Annotated in this window: 24 protein-coding genes and 1 pseudogene; 10 read left to right on the top strand and 15 right to left on the bottom strand. The window is 62.2% G+C overall.

The window, feature by feature from the left end:
• Nucleotides 1–141: 141 nt before the first annotated feature.
• The 6 genes from AC0L2J_RS05930 to AC0L2J_RS05905 form a co-directional block, all read right to left on the bottom strand.
• Complete coding sequence (locus tag AC0L2J_RS05930) at nt 142–1,059, bottom strand: DUF2950 domain-containing protein (protein WP_473387803.1); 918 nt, start codon at nt 1,057–1,059, stop codon at nt 142–144.
• Nucleotides 1,056–2,705 carry a DUF3300 domain-containing protein gene (locus tag AC0L2J_RS05925; RefSeq protein ID WP_473387902.1) on the bottom strand — a complete coding sequence of 550 codons (1,650 nt, stop codon included), beginning with the start codon at nt 2,703–2,705 and terminating at the stop codon, nt 1,056–1,058. Before AC0L2J_RS05925 ends, AC0L2J_RS05930 begins: the two co-directional genes overlap by 4 nt.
• Before the next feature lie 105 nt (nt 2,706–2,810).
• The gene (locus tag AC0L2J_RS05920) at nt 2,811–3,989 is read right to left on the bottom strand and encodes an ABC transporter substrate-binding protein (RefSeq protein WP_473250776.1); all 1,179 of its coding nucleotides are present in this window, start codon (nt 3,987–3,989) and stop codon (nt 2,811–2,813) included.
• Entirely contained in the window at nt 3,952–5,295 is a 1,344-nt protein-coding gene (locus tag AC0L2J_RS05915) for a TAXI family TRAP transporter solute-binding subunit (protein ID WP_007610046.1), read from the bottom strand. The genes AC0L2J_RS05920 and AC0L2J_RS05915 overlap by 38 nt, the downstream gene beginning before the upstream one ends.
• Before the next feature lie 115 nt (nt 5,296–5,410).
• The gene (locus tag AC0L2J_RS05910) at nt 5,411–6,643 is read right to left on the bottom strand and encodes an HlyD family secretion protein (protein ID WP_007610044.1); all 1,233 of its coding nucleotides are present in this window, start codon (nt 6,641–6,643) and stop codon (nt 5,411–5,413) included.
• On the bottom strand, nt 6,636–7,046 hold the full coding sequence (locus AC0L2J_RS05905; RefSeq protein WP_007610043.1) for a hypothetical protein: 411 nt from the start codon (nt 7,044–7,046) through the stop codon (nt 6,636–6,638). Before AC0L2J_RS05905 ends, AC0L2J_RS05910 begins: the two co-directional genes overlap by 8 nt.
• Before the next feature lie 180 nt (nt 7,047–7,226).
• Between AC0L2J_RS05905 and AC0L2J_RS05900 the strand changes: the two genes are divergently transcribed.
• Both AC0L2J_RS05900 and ppk2 read left to right on the top strand, forming a co-directional pair.
• Nucleotides 7,227–7,679 (top strand): hypothetical protein, encoded by a 453-nt coding sequence (locus AC0L2J_RS05900; RefSeq protein WP_007610042.1) that lies wholly within the window; start codon nt 7,227–7,229, stop codon nt 7,677–7,679.
• Nucleotides 7,680–7,717: 38 nt separating this feature from the next.
• The gene (gene ppk2, locus AC0L2J_RS05895; protein WP_007610041.1) at nt 7,718–8,518 is read left to right on the top strand and encodes a polyphosphate kinase 2; all 801 of its coding nucleotides are present in this window, start codon (nt 7,718–7,720) and stop codon (nt 8,516–8,518) included.
• A gap of 93 nt (nt 8,519–8,611) precedes the next feature.
• Here ppk2 and AC0L2J_RS05890 read toward each other — a convergent pair whose 3' ends face one another.
• Nucleotides 8,612–8,944, bottom strand: a complete 333-nt coding sequence (locus AC0L2J_RS05890) for a hypothetical protein (protein ID WP_473387900.1) — start codon at nt 8,942–8,944, stop codon at nt 8,612–8,614.
• Between AC0L2J_RS05890 and AC0L2J_RS05885 the strand changes: the two genes are divergently transcribed.
• Nucleotides 8,876–9,049, top strand: a complete 174-nt coding sequence (locus AC0L2J_RS05885) for a hypothetical protein (RefSeq protein WP_198287833.1) — start codon at nt 8,876–8,878, stop codon at nt 9,047–9,049. The two genes, AC0L2J_RS05890 and AC0L2J_RS05885, sit on opposite strands and share 69 nt — an antisense overlap.
• Nucleotides 9,050–9,239: 190 nt before the next feature.
• Here the strand turns inward: AC0L2J_RS05885 and AC0L2J_RS05880 are convergent, their stop codons facing one another.
• The 5 genes from AC0L2J_RS05880 to AC0L2J_RS05860 form a co-directional block, all read right to left on the bottom strand.
• Nucleotides 9,240–9,677 (bottom strand): hypothetical protein, encoded by a 438-nt coding sequence (locus tag AC0L2J_RS05880; protein ID WP_007610039.1) that lies wholly within the window; start codon nt 9,675–9,677, stop codon nt 9,240–9,242.
• A 31-nt stretch (nt 9,678–9,708) separates the two neighbouring features.
• Nucleotides 9,709–11,409, bottom strand: a complete 1,701-nt coding sequence (locus AC0L2J_RS05875) for an aspartate:alanine exchanger family transporter (protein ID WP_007610038.1) — start codon at nt 11,407–11,409, stop codon at nt 9,709–9,711.
• A gap of 10 nt (nt 11,410–11,419) precedes the next feature.
• Nucleotides 11,420–14,173 (bottom strand): decarboxylase, encoded by a 2,754-nt coding sequence (locus AC0L2J_RS05870; protein ID WP_007610036.1) that lies wholly within the window; start codon nt 14,171–14,173, stop codon nt 11,420–11,422.
• Between the two features lie 215 nt (nt 14,174–14,388).
• Entirely contained in the window at nt 14,389–16,098 is a 1,710-nt protein-coding gene (locus AC0L2J_RS05865) for a SulP family inorganic anion transporter (protein WP_473387799.1), read from the bottom strand.
• A complete protein-coding gene (locus AC0L2J_RS05860; RefSeq protein ID WP_473387796.1) occupies nt 16,095–16,769 on the bottom strand; it encodes a YoaK family protein in 675 nt (224 codons plus the stop codon). The genes AC0L2J_RS05865 and AC0L2J_RS05860 overlap by 4 nt, the downstream gene beginning before the upstream one ends.
• 123 nt (nt 16,770–16,892) lie before the next feature.
• Between AC0L2J_RS05860 and aspT the strand changes: the two genes are divergently transcribed.
• Genes aspT through AC0L2J_RS05845 form a run of 3 tightly spaced genes read left to right on the top strand, consistent with a single transcriptional unit; the run spans nt 16,893 to nt 19,842 of the window.
• Entirely contained in the window at nt 16,893–18,581 is a 1,689-nt protein-coding gene (aspT, locus tag AC0L2J_RS05855) for an aspartate-alanine antiporter (protein ID WP_473387795.1), read from the top strand.
• 56 nt (nt 18,582–18,637) lie between these two features.
• Nucleotides 18,638–19,201 (top strand): alpha/beta hydrolase family protein, encoded by a 564-nt coding sequence (locus AC0L2J_RS05850; RefSeq protein ID WP_473387792.1) that lies wholly within the window; start codon nt 18,638–18,640, stop codon nt 19,199–19,201.
• A gap of 29 nt (nt 19,202–19,230) precedes the next feature.
• Nucleotides 19,231–19,842: an invasion associated locus B family protein gene (locus AC0L2J_RS05845; RefSeq protein ID WP_473387789.1), complete on the top strand. Its 612-nt coding sequence runs from the start codon at nt 19,231–19,233 to the stop codon at nt 19,840–19,842.
• 15 nt (nt 19,843–19,857) lie between these two features.
• Here AC0L2J_RS05845 and AC0L2J_RS05840 read toward each other — a convergent pair whose 3' ends face one another.
• Both AC0L2J_RS05840 and AC0L2J_RS05835 read right to left on the bottom strand, forming a co-directional pair.
• Entirely contained in the window at nt 19,858–20,232 is a 375-nt protein-coding gene (locus AC0L2J_RS05840) for a response regulator (RefSeq protein ID WP_007610006.1), read from the bottom strand.
• Nucleotides 20,233–20,427: 195 nt separating this feature from the next.
• Nucleotides 20,428–21,051: a response regulator transcription factor gene (locus tag AC0L2J_RS05835; RefSeq protein ID WP_007610003.1), complete on the bottom strand. Its 624-nt coding sequence runs from the start codon at nt 21,049–21,051 to the stop codon at nt 20,428–20,430.
• A 320-nt stretch (nt 21,052–21,371) separates the two neighbouring features.
• Between AC0L2J_RS05835 and AC0L2J_RS05830 the strand changes: the two genes are divergently transcribed.
• Entirely contained in the window at nt 21,372–22,055 is a 684-nt protein-coding gene (locus AC0L2J_RS05830; RefSeq protein WP_063994253.1) for a helix-turn-helix domain-containing protein, read from the top strand.
• Here AC0L2J_RS05830 and AC0L2J_RS05825 read toward each other — a convergent pair.
• Nucleotides 22,033–22,491 (bottom strand): potassium channel family protein, encoded by a 459-nt coding sequence (locus AC0L2J_RS05825; protein ID WP_473387787.1) that lies wholly within the window; start codon nt 22,489–22,491, stop codon nt 22,033–22,035. The genes AC0L2J_RS05830 and AC0L2J_RS05825 overlap by 23 nt on opposite strands.
• A 164-nt stretch (nt 22,492–22,655) precedes the next feature.
• Here AC0L2J_RS05825 and AC0L2J_RS05820 point away from each other — a divergent pair, with 164 nt between their 5' ends.
• From AC0L2J_RS05820 to AC0L2J_RS05810, 3 genes and pseudogenes are all read left to right on the top strand, one after another.
• Complete coding sequence (locus AC0L2J_RS05820) at nt 22,656–23,303, top strand: CoA transferase subunit A (RefSeq protein ID WP_007609996.1); 648 nt, start codon at nt 22,656–22,658, stop codon at nt 23,301–23,303.
• 4 nt (nt 23,304–23,307) lie between these two features.
• Entirely contained in the window at nt 23,308–23,958 is a 651-nt protein-coding gene (locus tag AC0L2J_RS05815; RefSeq protein ID WP_007609995.1) for a 3-oxoacid CoA-transferase subunit B, read from the top strand.
• A 13-nt stretch (nt 23,959–23,971) separates the two neighbouring features.
• Nucleotides 23,972–24,431: pseudogene (locus tag AC0L2J_RS05810) on the top strand (MaoC family dehydratase).
• The last annotated feature ends 19 nt before the right edge of the window (nt 24,432–24,450 follow it).

Raw genomic sequence — 24,450 nt, 5'->3', positions numbered from 1 at the left:
TGGCCCCTGCAGCACCATCGTGACGCCCTTATCGTTACGCAACTGGGCACCATTGATGCCGCCGATCAGGGCGGCCCCGCCGCCGACCGACACCAGGATGCCAGACGACAAAGAAGCCGGCGCAAGATCTGCGTGCGTCGCTCAGGGTTTTGCACTATCGACCTTCTTCCAGGTCTGGTCCGGATCGAATGCGGTCATGCGGGCAGCGAGGACCTTGGTCCGAGGCCCGAGATCCTTCTGGTAGACAACGCCCGCATGATTGACCAGGAAGGTCATGACGCCGGAATTGCCGTACTCGGCGGGCCAGGCGACCAGCGCAAAACCTCCGATCATCTTGCCTTTGACGACGTAGTTGAGCGCGCCGCCTGGCGCGTTCGAGCCCTGCCCTTTCAGGATGCGGAAATAGTAGCCGTGATAGGGCTCCGGGCCATCCCCGGCCTGGTACCCTTCAGCCGAAGCCTGCGCTACCAGTGCGCCGAGTGGGCTCTGGTCGCTGTCGTCGCGCCAGAACAACCCGTCCTTCTTGCCCGCGCTGCTGGCGATGCGCTGTGCGTACACGCCGGCCCCCTCGCCGCGATCCTTGTCAGCGTAGTCGTTCTCGGCATCGACAAAGGCAAGACTGGTCTGGATCGCGTCGAGCTCATTGCGGCCGATGCGGCGATACAGCACTTCGATGCGGCCTTCGGCGGCATCGAATTCCCAGCCGGTCTTGGTGTTGACGAGCGGGATCGGGAACGGGAAGTCGTCCGGACCCAACATCAGCATCGCCTTCTTGTTACCCTCTGTCTTGACCGAATGCTTGGCGTCATACATCGAGATGAAGCGTTTCCGGATGTCGACGTCGGCGACCTCATCACCGGACGAGACGATGTCCTCGGCAGCGCTGCCGAGGACCTTCAGGATGGCCCGGTCCGGCCCGCTCTTGACGGCGGCAGCGAGCGCCGCTGCCGCATCCTCCGGTGTCCGATAGGACTGCTGCGCCAGGGACGGCGAATTCAGGAGCGCCAGCGCCATGATGGCCGGCAACGCCGCACCAAGAAGCGACTTCAAACCCATCATGGCGTCACCCCCGCAGGAATCCGCGCGCCGCTCTCGAGCCAATCGCGATAGGTACGGAATTTCAGACCGAGCTTTTCGTAATAGACCCTGAGATAGCCGTCGGCTCCGCGGGTGACGGCTACCGGCTTCACGTCCTCGACTTCCTGCGCAATGACGCCGACATAGGCCTTGTCGCTGCCGATATAGCTGAAGCGGTAATAACCAAGGCCGCTTGCGAGATGGCCGAGCAGAACGACATGATGCTTCAGCGCGATATCGGAACGCCGTCCGCCGCCGCCACCACCACCACCGCGGCCTCCGCCACCTCCACCCTGGAAGCCTCCGCCGCCGCCTCGGCCGGCGAAGCTCGCACCTCCGCCTCCGCCGCCGCCACCGCGCGGTCCCATGCTCGCCATGCTCGCCTGGCCACGGGCCGATGCTGCAGCCGCCGAGCGGCCCGACGACACGTTCAGGGCGCCGCCACCACCGCGGTTCGCGGCCTTGGCGCCACCGCCGCCCTTGGTACCGCCCGCTTTAGGGCTGGCACTTTTTGCGCCGGCATTCTTGGCACCACCACCCTTGGCCGCGCGATCGCCACCACCTTTCGCACGATCGCCCCCCGCCTTGGCACGATCCCCCGCGCCTTGTCGGTCACCGCCTCGATCACCTGCGCGGTCGCCGGCACGATCTCCTGCGCGATCTCCCGCACCTGGCCGATCCTGTCCCGGCTTCTGCTGTCCGTCGCGGCCGCGGAAATCCATCCGGTCGGCGGCGCCGGCCTTCAGATTGCTATTGCCGAAGCGCTGCTGAACGTTGGCGTTGTTGTAGCGTACCCCTTGGCGATGCGAGGGATTGTGCTGCCAGCCATTTCCGATATTCGCGGTCCGGTGATTGATATAGACGTTGCGGTTGCCCCAGTTGCAGCCGCCGCCCCAATAATTGCCCCAGCGACCGATGGCCCAGGCCGTGCCGAATGCAAGACCAGCCGCGACGACACCTGCGCCGATGTAGGAGGGATAGCCAAAGTAATACGGCGGATATTCGGTGTAGGGCCACGCTCCGTAGACTGTCGCAGGCTCGTAGTACGGCACGTACATCGTATCGGGAACCGCCGGCTCGATCACGACCACCTGCCTGCTTTCCTCGGTCTTGACGCTCACCTTCTGCTGCTTGGTGGTCACCAGCTTCTTATTGTCGAAGGCCTTGGTCCGCAGACGCTGGACCGCATCCATCACATCCGGTTGCTGCGCGAGCACGGCGTCGCCCAGCGCCTTGGTCCAGTCGAGCTTGTCGCTCATCATGGCCAGGACCTCAGCAGTCGAGGCCAGCGCCTTGATGCTGTCATCCCACGGCTGCTTCTCGACTTCAGTCTTCAGGGCATCACCCTTCAGAGTCTTGCGCTCTTTCAGCCAGCGATCGGCCTGAACGACTTCCAGAGGATAGGTGGAAGCCGCCAGCACGTTGGCAAGCAGTTCGTCGGGATAGAGCGCAATCGGCGCGACCAGAGCTTCGAGCTGCTCCGGTTTCAGAAGCTCTGCGGCTTGAGCGGGGGGATTTTCCTGCTGCGGGCTGGAGGCCGGCGCCTTATCTGCGGTCTGCGCCACCGCCGCCAGCGGAATCGCGATCACGAGCGCAAGCGCCATCAAGGTCCTGCCGCAGCAAAACATCAGATCCTCCATACACATGTTCCGGCGATCATCAGACCCGAGAGCTGGCGTTTGTTGATCGAGATCAACGAAACGCTGCCTCATCCCCCGCGACGCCCGAGCAAGCTAGTCAATCAGCTCAGCCTCCATCAGCAATCGTTCCGGGATCGCCAGCCCAAGCGCGTGGACGGCTCTCACGTTGATAACGAGATCAAACCTTGTGGCGAATTGCACCGGAAGACTGCGGACCTCGGCGCCGCGAAGGATGCGAGCGACATAGCCAGCGCCGTCGCGAAACTGTTGCGTCAGGTCGGCGCCATAAGACATCAGCCCGCCATTCACAGCATAGAAGCGGACGGCGAAGATCGCCGGTACGCGGCGCTGGGCCAGCAACGGGATTGCCATGGCGCTCTGAGTACTGAAGAAACCGCCATCCGGCAGCACGACGAGCCCGCTACCATTCCGCGCCGCCGCCTCGATGACCCCCGCGATCTCGGAGCCGCTGCGGACGGAGGCGCCGGTAACCGTCATGCGCAGGCGACTTTCCACCTGGTGTGCGGCCTGAAGATAAAGGGGCGCATATGGCGCGGTCTCGGGATTGTACAGAAGCATCGCACTGCTCATGCTGGGCACCATGTCCTTCAACAGGCTCAGCCATTTCCCGCTCATGGCATGCTCGTAAAGCGAGAAGCCGGTAAGATTGCTGGTCGGCCTTGCCAGATCGACGACGAGGCCTGTCCCGACCGGATCCGAGAGCCCGACAAAGATGATCGGAATGACCTGCGTTGCAGCCCGCAGCGCCCGTGTCGTCGCCGTGCTGGTGGCAAACAGCACGTCGGGTCTCGCGGCAACAAGTTCGCGAGCTGCATGTTCCTGCCATGTCGGATTGGAGCCCGGCCAGCGCACATCGAGCCGGTAGTTCTGATTGGCGATCCAGCCGAGATCGGCGAGACCCTGCTGAAAGGCATTGACACGCATCTGAGCGCCGCCATCGCCCACCAAATTGCCAGTCAGCACGCCGACCGACGGCATCGGCCGCGGTGCCCCGTCCTGGGCGCGCGCGAAGACCGGAACAGCAGCTGCAGTCCCGACCAAGGCCATGAACTCACGGCGCTTCATTGCCCGTCCGCTATCCCCGAATGTCCCGCACCCTTCGCATGACGCGATTTCTGAAGGAAACGGGGTTGGCGGCCGGAGGGTTTGATCAAGATCAAGGTAGCTGAGCTTGGGTTCGGCCGTGATTCGACTTGATCTGGAGTGATCACCGTCAGGTTCGGTCAACTGGCTGACCGAGCGCTTGCTCATGTCCGTGCGCGGACAGCAGGATCCGACGGTCGTGAATCAGGCTCTGAAGGCGATGCGCGGCGACATTCAGGGTCGTGACATCGAGCGCATTCTCGTCTCCTGCCGCGGCTTTGGCGCGCTGAGCCTGGAGAACCCGGTCGATTTCGGCCTCGATATCGGACAGTTCGGCTGCTGCCTCGGTCCTGCGTATCCGCACACCCAACGCATACAGCAGGTCCAGCCCCCGCTCGTCCTTCGAGGGATCACCTACCCGAAGGAATTTCCAGGCCGCCGCCAACACCGAGATAAGGCCGCCGAAAATCATGGGCGCGAGGAAGATGATGTTTCCCCATTCGTCCAGAAAACTCTGCTGCGTGCCGTTGTAGAACGCCGCAGCGCCGGGATGGACCGGGAGAAACGCGTCCGTATCCGTGCTCGGCGCGGTCATTTGAGAAAGTATCGGCAATTCCCCCAGCAGATCCCTGCGTGCCTTCATCAGTGCGTCGGCCAAGCTGCCGGCTACTTCAGCACCAAGCTGCTTGTGCGCGACCACATAGAAGGAGACCCGCAATGTGGTCAGATCGTCGCTCGGAACGGGAGGCGAGCCACGCAACGTTCCCTTTGGGACATCGAAACTTTCGTAGGCGCGCTGCTTTTCCGCGATGGCACCGGCCGCCTCGACGGGAAGGAGGACCGGCGCGGTCTTCGGGGACTGTAGAAAGAGACCACGCAACAGCGCCAGATATTTTTCGGCAAGGGGAATGACGATCAGAATCGCCCGGACCTCCTTGGCATCGAGTGCCCGCCGCGCGTCTGCCGGCTGGAGATTTCGAAATGTCACGTTGGCCCGAGCCAAGCCGTATTCGTCGTTGAGCACGTTGACGATGTTGCGATTTATCTCGCCGCCGATCACGCCGACACTGGCGCGTTTCAACCCGGCGATATCGGTAATTGCCGAGCCCGGCGGCGCAACCAAGAGGACAACGGCATGGGCGAGAACCACGATGGCCTGCGCCTGCGATAGGTCGCCGACGTCGCCGCGGACGACAGCAAGCTCGACCTTTTCCGCCGCAAACTGCTCGGCAGCATCAACCGCGTTGGTGGTTTCGACCAGCTTGAGCCGGACCGGGGCGTTCACGGCGGCAAGCCGGCTTGCCAACGCCGATACCAGCCGTGTGGCTTCGCCATCCAGCGATCCGACCGCGATGGTCAGCGTCGTCGGGCGAGAGTACCAGCGGTAGCCGACCAGGCCGGCCCCTAGCACGAGCACAACAGCGCTGATGACAATGAGGGAACGAAGCCAGATCGGCATTTTCGCAGGGACCATATGGCGCTCACAATGGATCGAACGTCCGGTGGCCGCACGGGCTCATTGCCGCACCGCCCGGCTCAGCTGCGGCGTATTGCTCAACCGGTGCGATTCAGGCCAAGAGCGGACCCGTTCAGTGCCCGCTGAGCACCAGCGTCTTGATCGGCAGCAAGAGCGCCTGAATTCGCAAGAGCATGGCGTGCACGAGGCCGACACCATCGACGACGTGCAAGGCAATTGCCCGACCTGTGCCCGTCTCCTTCGCGGAGATCTCTTCGTGATTGCTGGTATAGGCATTGACGATGCAACTGCTTCCCGGCGTCACGCCGTCGAGGCCGCCCTTGTACAGCGGCTCCAGGAAGGCGAGTATTGAACCCGGCTTACGTGCATTCTGAGCTTCGATCAATTCCTGGCCAGCCTGGACCTGGCCGGCGGCGATGTAATCCTGCACATCGGTGACAAGGAGCGGAATGATCACCCATGGCTTGGAAATGCAGGTCGCTTCTGCGACCATCCCTACCTTCACTACCCCCGCTTCAATCTGTCCAAACCCGGCCTGCAGCCTACCCCTGCCGGCATCCGCCGGTATCAACACGCCGGCTGGTCGCATGATCTGGGCAACGAGATCGCCCGTCCGAACGAGGAACTGCTCGACCCGACCGTCGACGCCGGCGCGAACGAAGGTCTTGTCGAGATCGACCTGCGCTTCAGCCAACGCCGCCTGGCCGCTCGCTTTTTCAGCCGGCAACAGCGTTGAAAGCCGCAACATCGCCGACGTCTTGGACGCGGTGGCCGAGTCCACACCAGCCTGCCGCTGGTTGACCACGACCTGTAGTTTCTCGATATCGCGTTGCGGGACGATACCGGGATTGCGGCGCTGCAGCTCCGTCTTGACGTCCAGCTCGTCCTTGGCCTGCTGAAGGCTGGCCTTGGCTTCCTGGATCTGCGCTTCGGCCTTGACCACGTCGTTTTCGGCGCTTGTCATCGCGGCGTCGACCTCGGCGATCTTGCGCGTGGCCGTCTCCAAAGCGGCCTTCTGCTTCGAACTGTCCAGCCTGAACAGCACATCGCCTTTCTTCACCGCCTCGCTGTAGCCGACATTGACTTCCGCGACGCGGCCGGAGCCTTCAGGCAGGATCGGGACCGTCCGAAAATAGAGCGCCGCCGAAGTAGTGGACGGGTGAAAGTAGAAGATCATGGTGATCAGCGACACCGTGAGCATCAAGCAACCGGTGATGCCCCATCGCAACTCGTACCAAATGGAAAAGAAGGTGATTTCCTTGCCGAACCGTTTGCCTTGGGCATAACGGCGGTAGAGATAGTCCGGCAGGATGGTCAAGATGGAGCAGAACATGAGCTCAAACATGGCTGTGCTCCTTCCCCTTGACGATCGGCTTCTCGACCGACGGCAAGCTGGGCAGTTCGGGCTCGCGACCCTCGCCGGGCGCGGCGTCGGCGATCCTCTCAACCGAGCCTGCGATACTCCGCAGCGGCGTGCCGAAATCTGGCAAGTCGATCATCGCGAGCAGAAGGCCAGCCACCCAGAAAATGTGCATGTGCGTAAAGAGCGAGATGATGCCCAGCACGGCCACTATCTCGAACTGAAGCTTCTGCGACTTGTGGGCCATTCGTTCCGGCAGGCTGTGCAGCTTCCAATATAGCGTACCAACCCAGAGCACGCTGCCGACCAGGAAGATCCCCATCACCACCATCAGCACATCCGTCCCGCTTCCCGGCGCGAGATAGAACGGCAGATGATGCGGGGCCATCGGATGAAGTTGCTCGCTCAATGGTCGCCTCCACAGAAGGGATCAGGGCGCTCTGCGCGCCGCTCAGTTACCCTGGCCGCGCAGGTGAGAAAATTGCTTGATATGAATCAAAGGTCCGAACGGCGCGAAACCTAGCCTAGCCCTGACTCCGATCCCACAGCAAGCCAGGAACGCACAATCATGCCCGGCATCGATGAGCTCATTCCCAACGCACTGCAAATCCGCAAGGAAGCCGCGCTCGAGGAGGCCAAAAAGGCCGAAGAATACGTGCGCCTCGCCGCCGCGGCCGAAGCCGAGAAGCGCGCCCTGATCGAACGGCTGAGCAAACCGTCCGGCAAATCCGAGGAGGAGAAGATCAAGCTCGCCTCGACCATCATCCAGCGCGCGGTTCGCAACGGCCTGACCGAAGTGCAGGTCTATCGCTTCCCGAATACGCTGTGCACCGACAAGGGCCGCGCGATCAACCAGATGGAGGCTGGCTGGGAGAAAACGCTGACGGGAATTCCAAAGGAGATCTTCGAGCTCTGGACCGAATACCTCAAGCCGCGCGGCTATCGCATCGGCTATCAGGTCATCGACTTCCCGGACGGCGTGCCCGGCGACATCGGCGTCACCATCTCCTGGGGCGACTGATCACGGTTTGGCCGACTCGAGGCAATGGAACGCGAAGCATGGCAAAGGCCGAGGCTGCAGAGCGAATGAAGCGCAAGGATTACGAGAAGGAGCTCGAAAAGCTTCAGGTCGAGCTTTGCCACCTCCAGGACTATGTGAGGGAAAACAAGCTTCGCGTCATCGTGCTTTTCGAAGGCCGCGACGCCGCCGGCAAGGGCGGCACGATCAAGGCGATCACAGAGAAGGTCAGTCCGCGCGTGTTCCGGGTGGTGGCGCTGCCGGCGCCGTCGGATCGCGAGAAGTCGCAGCTATTCTTTCAGCGGTACATGGAGCAGTTTCCGGCCGGCGGCGAGATCGTGATCTTCGACCGCAGCTGGTACAACCGCGCCGGCGTCGAATACGTCATGGGCTTCTGCTCGCCAGCCGAGCACGATCGCTTCCTTTCGCTCTGTCCACAAGTGGAGAAGTACGCTATCGACGGCGGCATCATCCTGATCAAGATCTGGCTCGAGGTCGGGATGGATGAGCAGGAGCAACGCTTCAAAGCTCGCATCGACGATCCGGTGCGGCAATGGAAGCTCAGTCCGATGGACGTGGAATCCTTTCGGCGCTGGTATGATTATTCGCGAGCGCGCGACGAGATGCTCAAGAAGACCAGCACCAAGCATGCGCCCTGGTACATCATTCGCTCCGACGACAAGCGGCGCGCACGGCTGAACTGCATCGCGCACATCCTGAAGGCTATCCCGCACAAGCGGATCAGGAAAGACAAGGTGAAGCTGCCGAAGCGGTCCGACAAGGGACGCTACAATGACCAGGCCAGCTTGCGCGGAATGAACTTCGTCGCGGAGCGATATTGACGAAGTGGTCGGGCCGCACTGCCGGTGCGGTCCGATCGTTGAGTCCGGGGCCAATGTTGACGGTGTATGATAGAGCCCTCCAGCGGCGCATTCTCAGTATGGATACTGGTTGGGGCAGACCCAGTTTCCGTACGTGTCCTGATAGCAACCATTGTTGCAGTTGTTATTGTAGTATCCATAAGCGCCCGCGGCGGCCGCACCGACGGCAGCAGCACCGTAAGCCGCGCCTCGATAGCCGTATCGCGGATAGCCTCCAGGATAGCCGGCGACCGGACGGCCGGGACGGCCCGCAACGGGGTAACCGGGGCGACCCGGACGACCAGCGATCGGATGGCTTGGCCGCGGACCTCCTGCGTAATGGCGTCCGCCTCCGCCATGGATCCGCCCGGCGTGAACAGCGCCGCCATGAAAACCTCCGGCGCGCATGCCCCCTCCACCCCCGCGATAGCCGCCACCACCGCCGCGGCGAGCATAGGCGTCATCAGGAATGAGCGTGGCCGTGAGAAGAACGACGGCCGCAACAAGAGCTAGGAGATAACGAAGCATGGCATGTCCTCCCTCGATATGGGTGCCGTGATCCGCTTGGACGATGCCTCGCGAAACCCGGTTGGCACCCGACCTGGCGCTGATTTGCGGCCGCTTCCCCCGACTTACGTGCATGAGAAAAGCAGCCGCCATTCAGCCCGAGGGCCGCGACCGCCGAAGCGGCGCGACTGCCGCTCTACCGCTTCAAAGCTATCGTCACGCCCCCCACAGCGGCTGACAGCTCCGCACCGACCTTCGGCCCACTAAGCTGCAGAATCACGCCGTTGCCGTTTTGTAGCTGAACGGCACCTGCGCCGGCAGCGATAGCACCGCCCGCGCCGCCGACAGCATAGGAGCCTTCGATCGACTCCGGCCCCCTCAGGTTGAGGGCGCGACCGACCAGCTTGGTGGTCGAGGCGCCGATCGTGAAGCCGACGCTCATACCGGAGACGGTGAAGGGGTATTTGTGGCCGCGATACAGCAGAACGCCCTCGCCCCCACCGACGCCGATGACAAATCCGCCCTTGGTGAAGACAACGGCAACCTGACCGGTCTCTGCCCGAGATGGCGTGCTGAATCCGGCGACGCCTGCCAGCGAGGCGACCAGGGCGGCATAGATAGCGACTTTTCTCATGACTTTTCTTTCCTCTGGTTTTGACGCCGAGCTATTGAGCCAGGATCATTGCGAAGTAGCCGAACACGGTGAGCAGAATGCCCGATACGGCGTAGCCGACCGGGAACCCAATCCAGGGCACGGAGCTCTGGATCTCCACCGCGGCTTCGCGGCACGGGCCGGAGTGCGACCGCGCACCGGCAACGCCGCCCATCAGCACGGCCGGGTTGATCTTGAAGACGTGGAAGCCGATTGCCCAGACGACGAACGGCGGGATCGTACAGGCGATGAAGCCGGCGACGAAGATCTTCAAGGCAACCGCCCCCGTCAGTTGCGCCAAGAGTCCGGCGCCCGCATTGATACCGACGATGGCCACGAAGACCACGAGGCCGAGATCCTCCAGCACATTGCGCGCCGCGTTCGGTGTGTTGCCGAAGAAGCGCAGCCGGGAAACCAGCGACGAGACGATCACGCCGGACAGCAACAATCCGCCGGCATTGCCGAGGCCGATCTTGGCGCCGAAAGCCGGAAATTCGATCATCCCGATCAGGAAGCCGATGATCATGCCGGCGGCGAGCGTCAACAGATCGGTCGAAGTGTTGGTACGCGCAATGCGTCCCCACATGTCGCCGAGTTCGTTGACGGCCGATTTGAGGCCGACAACGGAGATGATATCCATCCGCTGCAGCTCGGTCTTGAGACCGGCCGGGATCTGCACGCCGCCGCGCTCGACCTTGGTGACCTGCAACTGGCCAGCCAGCGCCGTCTCTCGGAAGGATTCGAAGGTGCGTCCGACCATCTCCTTGTTGGTGACGAGGATGTCCGCCTGATCCATGGGAATGCCGAGCGCCTTGGCGTCGGCAACCTCGGGCCCAATCAGTCCCATCTTGTCGGTCAGATGCTCAGTCGCGCCACCGAGCGCGACGAGGTCTCCCTTTTGCAGCACCACGTCGGGATCGGCTCCCAACGCCTGGCCGCCTCGCACCACGTTGACGATGCGGTATTCCGGGTTGATGGTGCGGAACTTGGCAATGCTCATACCGACCTGGGCCGGATTTTCGAGACGGTAGGCCCGCAGGCCGAACTGCCGATAGCCGGTCAGGCCGCCGCCTTCGAGATCCTTGACGCCGAACTCCTGCTCGTACTGCCTGGCTGCCGCCTTGGCGTCGACACCCCACCAGCGCGGGAGATACTTGCAGATCAGGATGATGCCAACCGTGCCCCAGATGTAGGTGATGCCGTAGGATAGCGCGATCATGCCCGAAGCATCCTCAGGCTTCATGCCGTCGGGAAGCTTGACGACACCCGAGGTGATGGCCTGCTCGGCTGAACCGATCGCGGCCGACATGGTCTGCGACCCCGCCAGCATGCCGCCGGCAGCGCCGATCGGCAGCGCGAAGAGCTTCGAAAGAATGACGACAAGCGCCAAGCCTAGCACGCTCGACACCAGCGCCAGGATGCAAAACTTAATGCCATCGCCCTTCAGGCTGTTGATGAAGGACGGTCCCACGCGCAGGCCGACGCCATACATGAAGAGATAGTAGAACAGGCTCTTGGCGAACGTGTTCAGCTCAAGCTTCACGCCGTAGACCGACGCCCAGACCGACAAGCCCGCACCGACCACGATGGCGCCGGCAACCATGCCGAGACCATATCCTTTGATGCTGGCTCGCCCGATCCAGACGGCGAGCCCGACGACGAAGAACAGCAACAAATACGGATTGTGCTGGAGGAACGAGAAAAATCCCTGCATGTTAGTCCCCTTATGATGCGGCCTTCAGCTTCGGCGTCGCACCGGGCTTGGGCCGGCCGATTTTCGCCAGTGCTTCGGCGCGTACGAGCTTCAGCCCTTCCTTGGCGTCGTAGCCGTGGATTTCCTTCACATCGAGCTTTCGCATGAAGTCGATGGTCTCCTGGGTGATAACCTGTCCCGGAACCATGATCGGAAAGCCCGGCGGATAGGGGATCACGAAACTCGCCGAGACGAGGTCCGGACCGGCCTTGAGGCGGCGGTCAATCTCGGAATCGGCAAGGCGGATATATTCGCATCCCGCTGCGTCATAGGCCGAGTAGAAGCCGCTACGGATGTCGCCCTCGTTGGTCTTGGTGCCGGCATCGCCACGGAAACTGTCGTGGAAATGGGAGAAGTTCGGCAGATCGGGCACATCGGTCATCAGGCTCTTGACCCGAGCCTCGAAGGTCTTCTTCGCATTGGCGCCGCCCTGAACCAGCCCGCGGTCGACCTCGCCCGCGATCTCGGCCAGCACCCTCACCAGGTGGGCGACGTCGCTGCGGGTGTTGTTGATATTCGACTGGAACAACACCGAGTTACGCGATGTCTTGTTGATCTGGATATTATAGTCATTGGCAAGGATGCCCTTGAACTGTGTGCCGTCGTAACCGGCGGTGCCGCACACCAAGGTCATGCGGGTCGGATCGAGGCAGAATTCGTCGTCGTCTAGGCTCTTCAGGACGCTCGCCCAGTTCATGCCTGTTGCGAGATAGTCGGTGAAGCCGCTCTGGCGATATTGCGCCGGCACCATCGCGTCCGCGCCGAGAATCCGGAAGTATCTCGAGATCAGCGGATTGCTGTTGACCGCCTTGCGGATCGCGAACGCGATTTCGATCGCATTGGCGACCAGGCCATAGCCCTCGAGCTCCATCTGGCGCCGCGACACGTCGAGGCTGGCGATGAGCTGCTGGTTCGGGCTGGTCGACGCGTGCGTGAACACGGCCTCCTTGAACTGCTGCTCGACGGTGTGGAACTCGACGTCCTTGACGGACAGCATAGAGCCCTGCCGGATCGCCGACATCGACTTGTGGGTCGAGTTGGTCTGGTAAACGCGCAAGCGGATCTGACGCGGATCAGGGATCAGACGAGTCTTGAGCAGCACCTCGTCCGAGGGGGTCTTGCCGAGCTCGGCCTGCTGCTTCTCGTAAGCCGCGACCGATTTTGGATCATGCATCCAGGCCTCGATCTCGTTGGCGGCGCCCATTGCGGTCCGTCGCCGCAAGAACGGCGAGAAGCGCGCGAAGCCGAACCAGGCTTCGTCCCACAGGAAGATCAGATCCGGCTTGATCGCGAGACATTCCTCCATCACTCGCCGGGTGTTGTAGATGTGGCCGTCGAAGGTGCAGTTCGTCAGGTCAAGCATCTTGACGCGGTCCAGCCGGCCATCGGCCCTTGCGTTCAGCAGCGCCTGCTTAATGGTGTTCAGCGGCACCGCGCCGTACATCGAATACTCGGTCATGGGGAACGCTTCGACATAGATTGGCTGGGCGCCGGCCAGCACCATGCCGTAGTGGTGCGACTTGTGACAGTTACGATCGACGATCGCGATGTCGCCCGGCCCGAGCAGCGCCTGCACTGCCATCTTGTTCGAGGTCGAGGTGCCGTTGGTTACGAAGAACACGCGATCCGCGCCGAGCGCTCGCGCCGCCTTGTCCTGTGCTTTCTTGATGGTGCCGGTCGGCTCCAACAAGCTGTCGAGGCCGCCGGTGGTCGCGCTGCTCTCGGCCAGGAACAGGTTCAAACCGTAGAACTCGCCCATGTCGCGGATCCAGTCCGACTTGAACACAGACTTGCCCCGAGCGATCGGCAGCGCATGGAACGTTCCGATTGGGCGTTGAGCGTATTTCTTGAGATTGTCGAAGAACGGCGTGTCGAAGCGGTCCTGGATGCCTTCGAGGATCGAGAGATGGAGTTCGAGGAGCTCTTCGATGGAGTAGAATATCCGCCGAACCACGTTGGCTTCGGGGTCTCCGGCCATTTTTTCGACGTCGCGGTTCGACATCAGATAGATATCAAGCTCGGGACGTACCCGCTTGATGATGTGCGCGAGCCGGAGCGCGGATGCATCGGCCTCGTCATTGAGGCCCGCGCCGGCTGTCATGGTCCGCAGGATCGGCGCGTCGTGACGCGAACGCAGCCCGAACCCTTCGTTGATGACGACGGCCGCGATGTCGGGATTGAGCATCGTCGCGCAGAAGGCATCCTCTAGGCTGCCGACGATCACCGGCTCATAAACGAACGAATCCACCGGCCGTCGCAGCTTGCGCCATTCAGCGCCGAGCGCAGACCACTTGTCGGAGGAGAGGCCGGTGACGATCAGCGTTTCGAAATAGGGCCGGCGGGCTGCATGTGAGCCGAAAGTGGAGGACGCAAGCTCGGGTGCATCGCCACTGCCGTCGTCCTTGGGATCCCAATCGCCGGCATGCTGGCGGAAGGATCTCGTCATCAGGGCCTGCATGATGCGCGTCGCAAGGCTCAGTGAACCCGCCGCATCCCCGGCCGACGCCGCTTCCCGCAATGCTGCCATCAGTTGCAGCCCGGGATAGCCGTGAAACTCTTCAATGACGGAGAGATCGGCCAACGCCGCGTCAAACTTCGCACGGTCACCGCCGCGCACCCATGCCTTCGCTGCCTCGACCAGATCGCGCCAATCATCCGCCCGTGCGCCGGGCCCGGAGATGAACTGATCGATGCGCTTCTCTGCTGGCTTGGCGTCCTTGGACATGTCTCTCTCCGGATCTTTGTGACGTCGTGGCCGGGATCGTGATGCCCGCTCACCTCGGTCTATTGATCCAAGTCAAGGGTCGAGCACCTTGAGGAGGCCCGGACTAATTTGCGGTACGACATCGTCCAAGGCGCTGTCCAAGGCGCTGCTGCGTGACCAATTGAGGACAAGGTGAGATCGCATCAGAGCCGACCGGCCAATAAGTCGACCGGATCCTACGGTTTGGGATCAGAAGATTGGCCGATCACGCTTTCCCCAAGTACGCTGTCGAGCGAACGAAGCCACGCCGCGCTGTCGGTCTTTTCCGCCAGCCCTTCAGCCCGCAACAGATCGCGCAATTGCGCGTGCGCGCCGACGATGCAGAATGCGACGTGCCGGTCGGCAAGTTCGTCATAGAGATCGTGCAACATGCGCGCGCCAGCCAGATCGATGTAGGGCGATGCCGAGAGATCGCAGACCACCAGCCTGATATCGACTGAGGCGCGCAACGCGTCCAACACCGATTGCAGGATCGTTTCAGCATTGATGTAGAGCAGCGAGGCTTCGGGTCGAAACGCGATGATGCCGGCCAATGGCTCGACGCCTTCATGTCTCGCATTGTCGGAGTAACGGCCGGTACCTTGCAGGCGGCCAAGGAAAGCGACGTTAGGACGTGAGGCCCGCGCCAGCAGCAGGACGATCGACGCAATGGCCGCCAGCAGGACGCCCTGCAATATCCCGAGGAGCAACACGGCCAGCAGCGCAATAGCCGCGGCATAAAGGTCGATGCGGCTGACTTGCCACATCCGCAACAGCGCGCGGATGTCCACCAGCCTGTAGACAGCGGCAAACACGATCGCCGCAAGCACTGCCTTGGGCAGGTTCGTCAACAGCCCCGTGAAGAACAGCAGGCACAGCGCAAGCGTCACCGAGCAGATCACCAGCGCCAGCGGCGTGCGCGCTCCGGCATTGTCGTTGACCGCGGATTGCGACAGCCCGCCGGCCACGGGGTAACCGTGGCCGAATGCGGTGACGAGGTTGGCCGCGCCGAGCCCCAAAAACTCCTGCCGGACATCGAGGGCATAGCCATGCTTGGCAGCAAAGCTGCGCGCGGCGGAGACGCCTTCTATGTAGGCCAGCAGCACGCACCCTGCGGCCAAGGGGAAGAGCTCGTCGGGCTCCAACAGACCAAAGCTGGGTAATCCAAACGCCGGCAATCCCTCCGGAATTTTGCCGGTGACCGGCACCCCGAGGGATGGGAGCCCAAGCACTGCCGCCAGGATGATCGAGAGTACCATGATCGTGAGCCCGACCGGCTTTCCCGGCAGCCGCCGTTCTCCCACCAGCAGGAACAAGAGCGCGATGGCTCCGATCGCCAGAACCAGCCAATTGATGCCGACGAGCTGGCCTGCGAGCTTAATGGCGCGATCAAAGAAATTGTGACCGCCTCCAGCGACGCCGAACAGGCTCGGCAACTGGCTCATCATGATGGTAAGTCCCGCGCCGGCCTTGAAGCCGACTAGGATACTGTCGCTCACCAGGCGGACGAGAACGCTGAGCTTGAACAACCATGCGATCAGGCAGAGCAGCGCCACTGCGCATGCGGCCAGGCTCGCGATCTCGGCGTATTTCGCCGCGTCTCCGCCGGCCAGCGCGCCGACCGTCGCCGCAATCATCAACGAGATCGCTGAGGTCGGACCGACCGCAAGCTGGCGGGACGACCCCAGCAGCGCGTAGCCGATGCCGCCGAGCATGTAGCCGTAGATGCCGATCTGGGGCGGCAGGCCCGCCAGCGTCGCATAGGCAAGTGACACGGGGATCGCATAAGCCGCGAGGGTGATTCCGGCGATCGCGTCCGAACGCAGCCAGCCACTGTGATATTGCGCCAGCCAAGTCGCGGGCGGAAACAGGAAGGTCCAGCGCGATCTGCGGTCAGATGAGGTCATGGGCTGGCCTCGTCGCCTGGACTTTCGCAACGCAACAGCACGATCAGGAGCGCGATCACGGGAACGCCGAGCGTCAGATTCGGGATCTGCTTGGTCGCGAAGGCGCCAACGGCGGCGCCGAGCCCGAACGTGATGCACAACATAGCGAAAATCCCCGGGGGTCGCAGCGAGCCATTCCGGGAGGCCACAGCGAACATGCCTTCGATCGCCTGCCGCATGTTACCCGTGATCATGACCGAGCTGTAGGGCACGCCCTCAACCCTCGTGAAAGCGGCGCTCTGTACGGCGGCGACAAACGAAATGCCAAGTGTTCCAGCGAGATCCGGCAAGCGATTGTGCAGGACGGCGATAATGACCAGCAGGAGGATTTCCATCAACGTGCTGATGGCATTGGCGCGCTCTCGCGCCGCCCGGCGCAGCCATGACGCGACGACTATACCGACCGCGAATGCAACGATCGGTGGGACGAAGTGAAGCGCTTTCGTCCAGTCGCCGATCGAGCCATAGACCCAAAGCAGCACGAGATTTGCCGTCTGGGCATTGGCCATCACGCCGTGGATGATCCACGTATAGGCGTCGAGATAGCCGCCCGCGAAGGCCAGCAACAGCGCGACTGGCACCGTTTCGTCGCGCCGTATCGACGAAGCAACGGCGGTATCCATCGTGCTCATGTCCCCACGTCAAATCCTGCGGCTCAACAGGGAGCGGCTTAACCCCGGCAGGGGTTGATCTGAATCAAGCATCGCCGGGTTTGACGAACCAGATTTAGCGCAAATCGCTGGAGGGCACGCGCAATGAGCACGATCAGATGGACTATCTCCGCCGCTCCGGAAATCTTTCTGCTGCTGTCGGTCGCGCTCGGCACCATTCTTGGCCGCGTCCGGATTCACGGTTTTTCGATCGGTACCACCGCGTGCACGCTCATCGTTGCCGTCCTCATCGGGCAGCTCGGCACCTTCACGTTTCCGTCCTTGCTCAGGGTCGTTCTGTTCAGCCTGTTCGTGTTCACGATCGGCTACCGGTCCGGGCCCGAATTCTTTGCCTCGCTGAGCATCCGGACCCTGGCTCAGGTCGCGCTCGCGCTCGTGCTTGGTGGTACCGGCCTCGTCATCGTTCTCATATTTGCCCATGTATTCGCGCTCGGTCCCGGCACCGCTTCGGGCCTTGCTGCGGGAGCCCTGACGCAGTCGTCGGTCATCGGCACCGCATCTGGCGCTCTATCCCAGCTCGGACTGGCGAAAGAGGTGCTGCAGCAGCAAGACGCCAATATTGCCGCCGGCTACGCCGTCACCTACGTGCTCGGCTACATCCTCACGCTCCTGTACGTGCCGTTTGTCGCGCCGAAATTGATGGGGATCGATCTGAAAGCGGAAGCTGCAAAGCTCGAGGCGGAGCTTTCGGGTGGCAACCCGCCACAAACTGAAAATCTTCACTATCGAAAATTCCAGGCCCGCGCGTACCGGGTGTCGGCAGCGGCGGGACGGACCGTCGGCGCCGTCGAAGACCAGATCGGCAGCCGCAGCGTGATCGAGCGGATCGTGCGCCAGGGCGCTGACGTCGAACCGCATCGCGACACCGTTCTTGAAGCGAACGACGACATCGTTATCGCAGGCCGCACCGCCGCCATCGTCGCTGCAAAGCCGATTGTTGGCACTGAAATCGACGCCGACGAGATCCTGAAGGCGCTTCCCGGCAACGTGGTCGAGGTCCTCGTCGACAATCGCAAACTCCATGGCCGCTCAGTCAAGGAGGTGGCTGAACGCGTTGGCGACGCTGCGCGCGGCGTGTTCCTGCGCACCTTGACGCGGATGGGACGCGAGGTCCCCCTGAGCGCCGATACCCGCGTCTATGTCGGTGACGTCATGACGCTGGTCGGCAGCACCCGCAACATCGAGCGCGCCGCCTCGCAGGTTGGACAGATCCTGAGCTCTGAAGACCGTACCGACATCGCATTCCTTGCCGCAGGTATTGCCATAGGTCTGCTCGCCGGTCTCGCGAGCGTCAAGATCGGGTCTGTGCCCCTGACCTTGGGAGGTGGCGGCGGCGCCCTGATCGCCGGGCTATTCTGCGGCTGGCTGCGGTCGCGGCGACCGACGATGGGCGCAATGCCGCCTGCGGCGCAGCAGACGCTGAGCGACCTCGGCCTTGGCGGCTTCATCGCTGCGATCGGGCTCGGCAATGGCCACGCGGCCTGGGTCGCGATCCAGTCACACGGCATGCTGCTGGTCGGCATGGGCCTGGTCGTCTCACTGGTGCCGTTGATCGTGACGACCCTGTTTGCCCATCGCGTACTCCGCATGAACCCGGTCATCATTTGCGGCGCGCTGGCCGGCGCCATGACGGTCGACGCCGCCGTGACCGGCGCCTGTGATGTCGCAGAAAGCCAGACGCCGGTGCTCGGCGTCGCGGTGCCCTACGCTGTCGGAAACGTTGTGCTCACCGTGCTTGGACCGATCATCGTGGCCAGCACTTTCGCCGGTTGAAGGAGGCGCGCGTGAATCTCCGCCATGCTTCAACAGCGACCTACCTGGCGGCAGCCTTGGGCATCCTGGCCGGCCTTCTTGCTCCTGGACGCGCCGACGACGATGTTCGGATTCAGGAAGAGGTCTGGGCTCTGCCGCTACCGCTGCCGATGCTCGCCTATGTGGTGCGGCCCGTCGGCGACGGCCCCTTCCCGCTGGCGATCATGAACCATGGCGTCTCGTTCAAGCCCGTCGGTAGCAGCTTCTTCCCGCTGGTGGAGTTCCGTGACGCCGCCAAGTGGTTTGCCAAACGCGGCTACCTCGTGGTGGCGCCCGTGGGCACCGGCTATGGAGCAGCCGCCATCGACATTCCCGAGCACGGTGTCTACGGGCCGTTTTTCTCCAAGGTCGGTAACAGCACCAATCCGAACTTCCACGACGCCGGCCGTGCCGTTGCGAAAGCCGATCTCTGGCCCGCCTTGTCGAAGCGCATGCACGACGCCTTCACCGCTGCCGGCGGCAACGCCGAATATCATCTGATGCCGCCCTTTGGCAACGAAGGGCATTTCTTCATCGACTCTCCCGACACGATCCCGATGTTGTCACCGCTCCTCGAAAAATTCCTCGACGCGCAGAAATAGCCGTGGAGGCCGGCGCCCGGAGGCAGAACATGGCAGACGCAACTTCAACGCCATCGCCGGGGCGCGCGCTCGTCTGCTTGTCGATGGTGTTCGCCGCGGCTCTCGCCGAACCAGCTTCGGCGCAGAATACAGCCGCGCCAAAGCCGGCCCCAGAGGCAAACTCCGCCGAAATCGCACCTCGCGGGCACCGGGAAGCCAAAGACATCACCTATGGCGAATGGAAAAAGCTCTGCGTCAAGCCTGAAGGGAGGCCCGGGCTATGCCGGACCTCAGTCGCGGGCCGGTTTGCTACCGGCCAGAGGGCAGTCCGCGTCGACCTGATCGAGCGTGACGGCGACCGCACTGCCCGGCTCCAAGTGTTTGTTCCCGTCGGCATGTATCTGCAGCGGCCTGCCAAGCTGACGGTCGATGGGGCAAACGTCCAGTCATTGCCGTACACTTGGTGCCTGACCAATGCCTGCATTGCAGCCGACGCGGCGGATCCCAAGTTCATCAACGACATGGAAGCCGGCAAGGCTCTGGTGCTTGAGGTCACCGACTCCAACCTTCTGTCTCTCACGACTTCGCTGCCGCTGGCGCAGTTCGGCTCGATTCACAACGGCGCGCCCGCACAAACCCTGGAGCAGGACATCGAGGAGTGAGCACGCGGTACAGAATCAGCCATGCTCTGTGCAGGCGCGTTCGATGGAGTCGATGAGTGCGCTTGCTGCGAAGGGCTTGGCCAGATAGGCGGCGCACCCAGACTGAATCGCGGCAACCTGATTCGCCTGGCAGTCGTTGCCGGTAATGTAGATGACGGGGACCGTGGCACCCTCGCTGGCGAGCCTGCGGCGGAGTGAGATACCCGACTCTCCGTTCAGATTGATATCCAGAACGATGCAGCACGCCTCTTCGATGCACCCATGACGAAGCAACGCACCCGCGGAATCAAAAGCAACCGCGTCAAAGCCGTGCTTTCGAAGCAGCCGCTCCAAGCTTCGGCGCATTGATAAATCATCATCCACGACGTAAATCGGCTTACGTGCAAACAATGGCCCGTCTTTCTGATTGGAAACCTGTCACTTGCGTCGCAACAACGCTACGGGGCAAAGGTTCCTGCGCTAATCCGACGGCTAACGACGCCGGTATGTAGGCGGTCCAGGCCGAATTATGTCAATAACATTTCATACTGTCCCATCGTACAGGTCTGATCACCGACCTGACGAAGCCACGAAAACCGGCCTGCATCACATCTTTGCCGAATCCAGAAGGCCGAGCCGCTCTGCAGCGGACACCAGTTCGGCAAACGATAGTACCTGCATCTTTGTCATCACCTGGTGGCGGTGCGCCTTCACCGTGCGTTCGGTCGTTCCAAGCTCATAGGCGATCTGCTTGTTGATTTTACCGCGTACGATCAGGTCGAACACCTGTCGTTCGCGCCGCGATAGAGACCTCAAGCGAGAACGTAGCGAATCGAGCTTGCTGTGTTGACTCCGCGCCGCCTCCTGTTGAGCCATTGCCCGCTCAATCGCATCGATCAATTGTTCCGACGACACCGGCTTGGTCAGAAAATCCTCCGCGCCGGCCTTGATCGCACGGACCGTCGTCGCGGTATCCGCATGTCCGGTCAGAAAGACGATGGGCAGCTGCGAATGGCATCGGATGAGCGAGGCTTGCAACTCCGGCCCGCTCAGGCCCGGAAGCTGTACATCGAGCAAGATACATCCCGGTTCGTCGGACCCTGGCGGATCATCCAGTAGCTGCTGGGCGGACGCGTAGGTCACAACTTCATACCCGGCCAGTTTAAGCCGACGCTGGATCGCCACCCGAAAGGATGCGTCGTCGTCCACGACATAAACGAAGCCGGGCAAGTTATATCCCTCGCAGGGTACTTCAAATGCAGAATGACCGGACGCGCCGTTCAGTACCTGAGCAAAGCAGCGCAATTGGGATGCCGCAACCGTGAACGCAGCGTCCGTTTTCGGCTTATTGCCGCACCATCTGACAGACACTCTGACGGGTTCTCATCCGGCGCACCATCGCCATGCCTGTACCTTGGTACAATGCACCTACAGACAATGGTTGAAAACCCCACTTATGGCCTAAACAACCTTCGCGGGAAGCGGATTTTCGGCGGCTCCTTATTCCCAGCGATGGAAATACCGCGTCACCATCAGTTCGGGAGTTGGCCATGTTCGTTCGCACCGCTGCCGACGCCTCCTCGCGACTTCATTCGCTCCGCGAGCTAGGGTTAAACACCGATTCAAACCCAATCATCAGTTTAAACGAATTTACCTACAAGAAAGGCTCGGAAGTCTACGGCGAAAAGGAGGCTGCGGAATACGTTTATCAGGTGAAGAGGGGCGCGGTGCGAAGCTACAAGCTGCTGTCCGACGGCCGGCGCCAAATCGGCGCATTTCACCTGGCCGGCGATATTTTCGGGCTCGAGAACGGCGGCGCGCACAGATTCACGACCGAAGCGATCGTCGACACCACGGTTCGCCTGGTCAAGCGCCAAAGTCTCGAGCTGGTTGCGCAGAGCGACCCCATGGTCGCCCGAAACCTGCTGAGCATGACCACCAGCAACCTTCAGCATGCGGAAGACCATATGCTGCTGCTCGGCCGCAAGACGTCGCTGGAGCGGGTCGCAGCCTTCCTGATCGAGATGGACAAGCGGCTGACGGCCGCCGGAATCATGGCGCTGCCGATGTCGCGGCGTGATATCGCCGACTATCTCGGATTAACGCTGGAAACCGTCTCCCGCGCACTATCGCGATTGCATGAGCTCGGTATCCTCGGCTTCATCGGCAACACTCAGCGCCAGATCGTGCTGCTGGACAGGCTGAAACTCGCTAGCCTCGATCTCCAGAACTAGACCTGGGTGCCGCAATCGCGGCGAGATGCTCGACCGTCTTGCGCAAAACCTCAAACAGGACCGCAGTCGACCATCCGAACATCAGGATGCCGTTCATCGCTGTCATAGGTCCCGTCAACCGCCACCCCGGCGCGGGCGTGATGTCGCCATAGCCAAGCGTGGTGTAGTTCACGAAGGTGAAATACAGCAGATCGCTGCCCAGAGGCGCCGCGCCGACTATCGCATAGGCGAGCGCCCAAATGAGAACCTCGACAGTGTGCGCGACCATCAAAATGACAGCAGTGGTGACCATCACGGCCATCAGGTGCGACCGGGGCCGCGCCGTGTGCTTCAATCCGGCAGTACGAGCGATGTCGATGGCCGCAACGGTCACCAGCGCGTGAATCATGATGTTGATCACGCTGATCAAGGTACCGAGCAGGAATTGAACTGCCATCGCGCTCCGTCCGCTCGCTTATGCTGTTGGTTGGGTTGATCAGCGCTGTCATGCAACGGTGAGAACGATGCGGCGCCTTGATGCAGATCAAGAGTGTGCGGCAGCCTAGCCCCAGCATCCTCAGCTAGGGCCTTTGTCGCCTACCCGCTGACCGGAGCTGCATCTTGCGTACCCTCTCCGTCGAAGAAGCCATTTCCATGATCCCCTCGGGCGCCAGCGTCATGGTCGGCGGATTCATGGGCGTGGGGACACCGGAGCGCCTGCTTGACGAGCTTGTGCGGCAGAAGAAGACCGACCTGTCATTGATCTGCAACGACGCAGCCATGCCTGGGAGAGGCGTCGGCAAGCTGTTCGACGGCGCGCAGGTCTCGCGGTTGACCGCAACCCACATTGGGCTCAATCCAAAAGTGCAGCAGCAGATGCTCACGAATACGATCGCCGTCGATCTCGTCCCTCAGGGAACCTTGGTCGAGCGCATCCGCGCCGGCGGTTGCGGCCTGGGCGGTGTTCTGACGCCGACGGGCGTCGGCACGCTGGTTGCGGAAGGCAAACGTGAGATCGAAATCGACGGTAAATCGTTCCTGCTGGAGACGGCGCTGCGCGCACAGTTCGCGCTGGTGCACGCCTTCCTGGCCGACTACCTCGGAAATCTCGCCTACGCACTCACCTCGCGGAACTTCAATCCCGTCATGGCAATGGCCGCCGATACGGTGATCGTCACGGCCGAGAACATCGTGCCTGTCGGCGTGATCGCGCCGGATCACGTAATAACGCCGGCACCGCTGGTCGACTACCTCATTACGAACGGGTGACGTCATGGATCCGCAGACCCTGATCGCTCGGCGCGTGGCCAAGGAGCTCCGGAGCGGCGACCTCGTCAATCTCGGCATCGGCATCCCCACGCTCGTCGCAAACTACGTTCCAGCCGACCTGAAGGTGTTCTTCCAATCAGAAAACGGCCTGATCGGCACCGGGCCGATCCCCGAGCAAGGCTTGGCACATCCGGCGCTGACGGACGCCGGCGGACGTCCGATCAGCGCACTGCCCGGCGCTTCAACCTTCGACAGCGCAATGTCATTCGGATTGATTCGCGGCGGTCATGTCGATGTGACCGTGCTTGGAGGTCTCCAGGTCGATGCACACGGCCATCTCGCCAACTGGACGATTCCGGGCAAGATGGTGCCAGGCATGGGCGGCGCAATGGACCTCGTCAGCGGCGCCAAGCGCGTCATCGTCGCCATGCAGCACGCGGCAAAGGGCAAGTCCAAGATCGTCGCGAAATGTACTTTGCCGCTGACCGCGGTGCGGCCCGTGAGCCTGGTCGTCACCGACATGGCAGTGATCGGCTTTGCCGGGGGCAAGGCAACGCTGCTCGAGACCGCGCCCGGCATTACGATCGGCGAAGTCATGGCGGTCACGGACGCCGACCTCATCGTTCCCGACCACGTCCCGGAAATGATGATCTGACCGGGTGGTGCGCATGCGGATATTCGGCGATTTCAATGAGATTAGATCCGCCGTCGGCACCGAGATCGGTGCCAGCGACTGGATCGAAGTCACGCAGGATCGGATCAACAGATTTGCGGAAGCGACCTGCGATGAACAGTGGATCCATGTCGATCAGGAGCGCGCGAGGAAAGAAATGCCCGGCGGCACCACCATCGCCCACGGGCTGCTGTCGCTGGCGCTTGCGCCGATGTTCATCCGCTCGGTGATGGGGCTGAAGGGGCTGCGTAAACACCCTGAACTACGGCGCGGACAGGATCAGGTACCTTTCGCCGGTCCAGGCGGGATCGAAGCTGCGCGGCCGCGTCAGCGTTGCCGAGACGGAGGACGTGCCTCCCGACGGCCTGCGTGTGAATTATCATCTCGTTATCGAGATCGAGGGCGGCAAACGACCGGCCTGCGTCGCCGAACTGATCGCCCTGCACTATCGCTGAGCAACGCGCCGGTCTCTCC

Source organism: Bradyrhizobium sp. MV1.5, from assembly GCF_055807615.1.
This window is presented reverse-complemented; position numbering and strand designations above follow the sequence as displayed.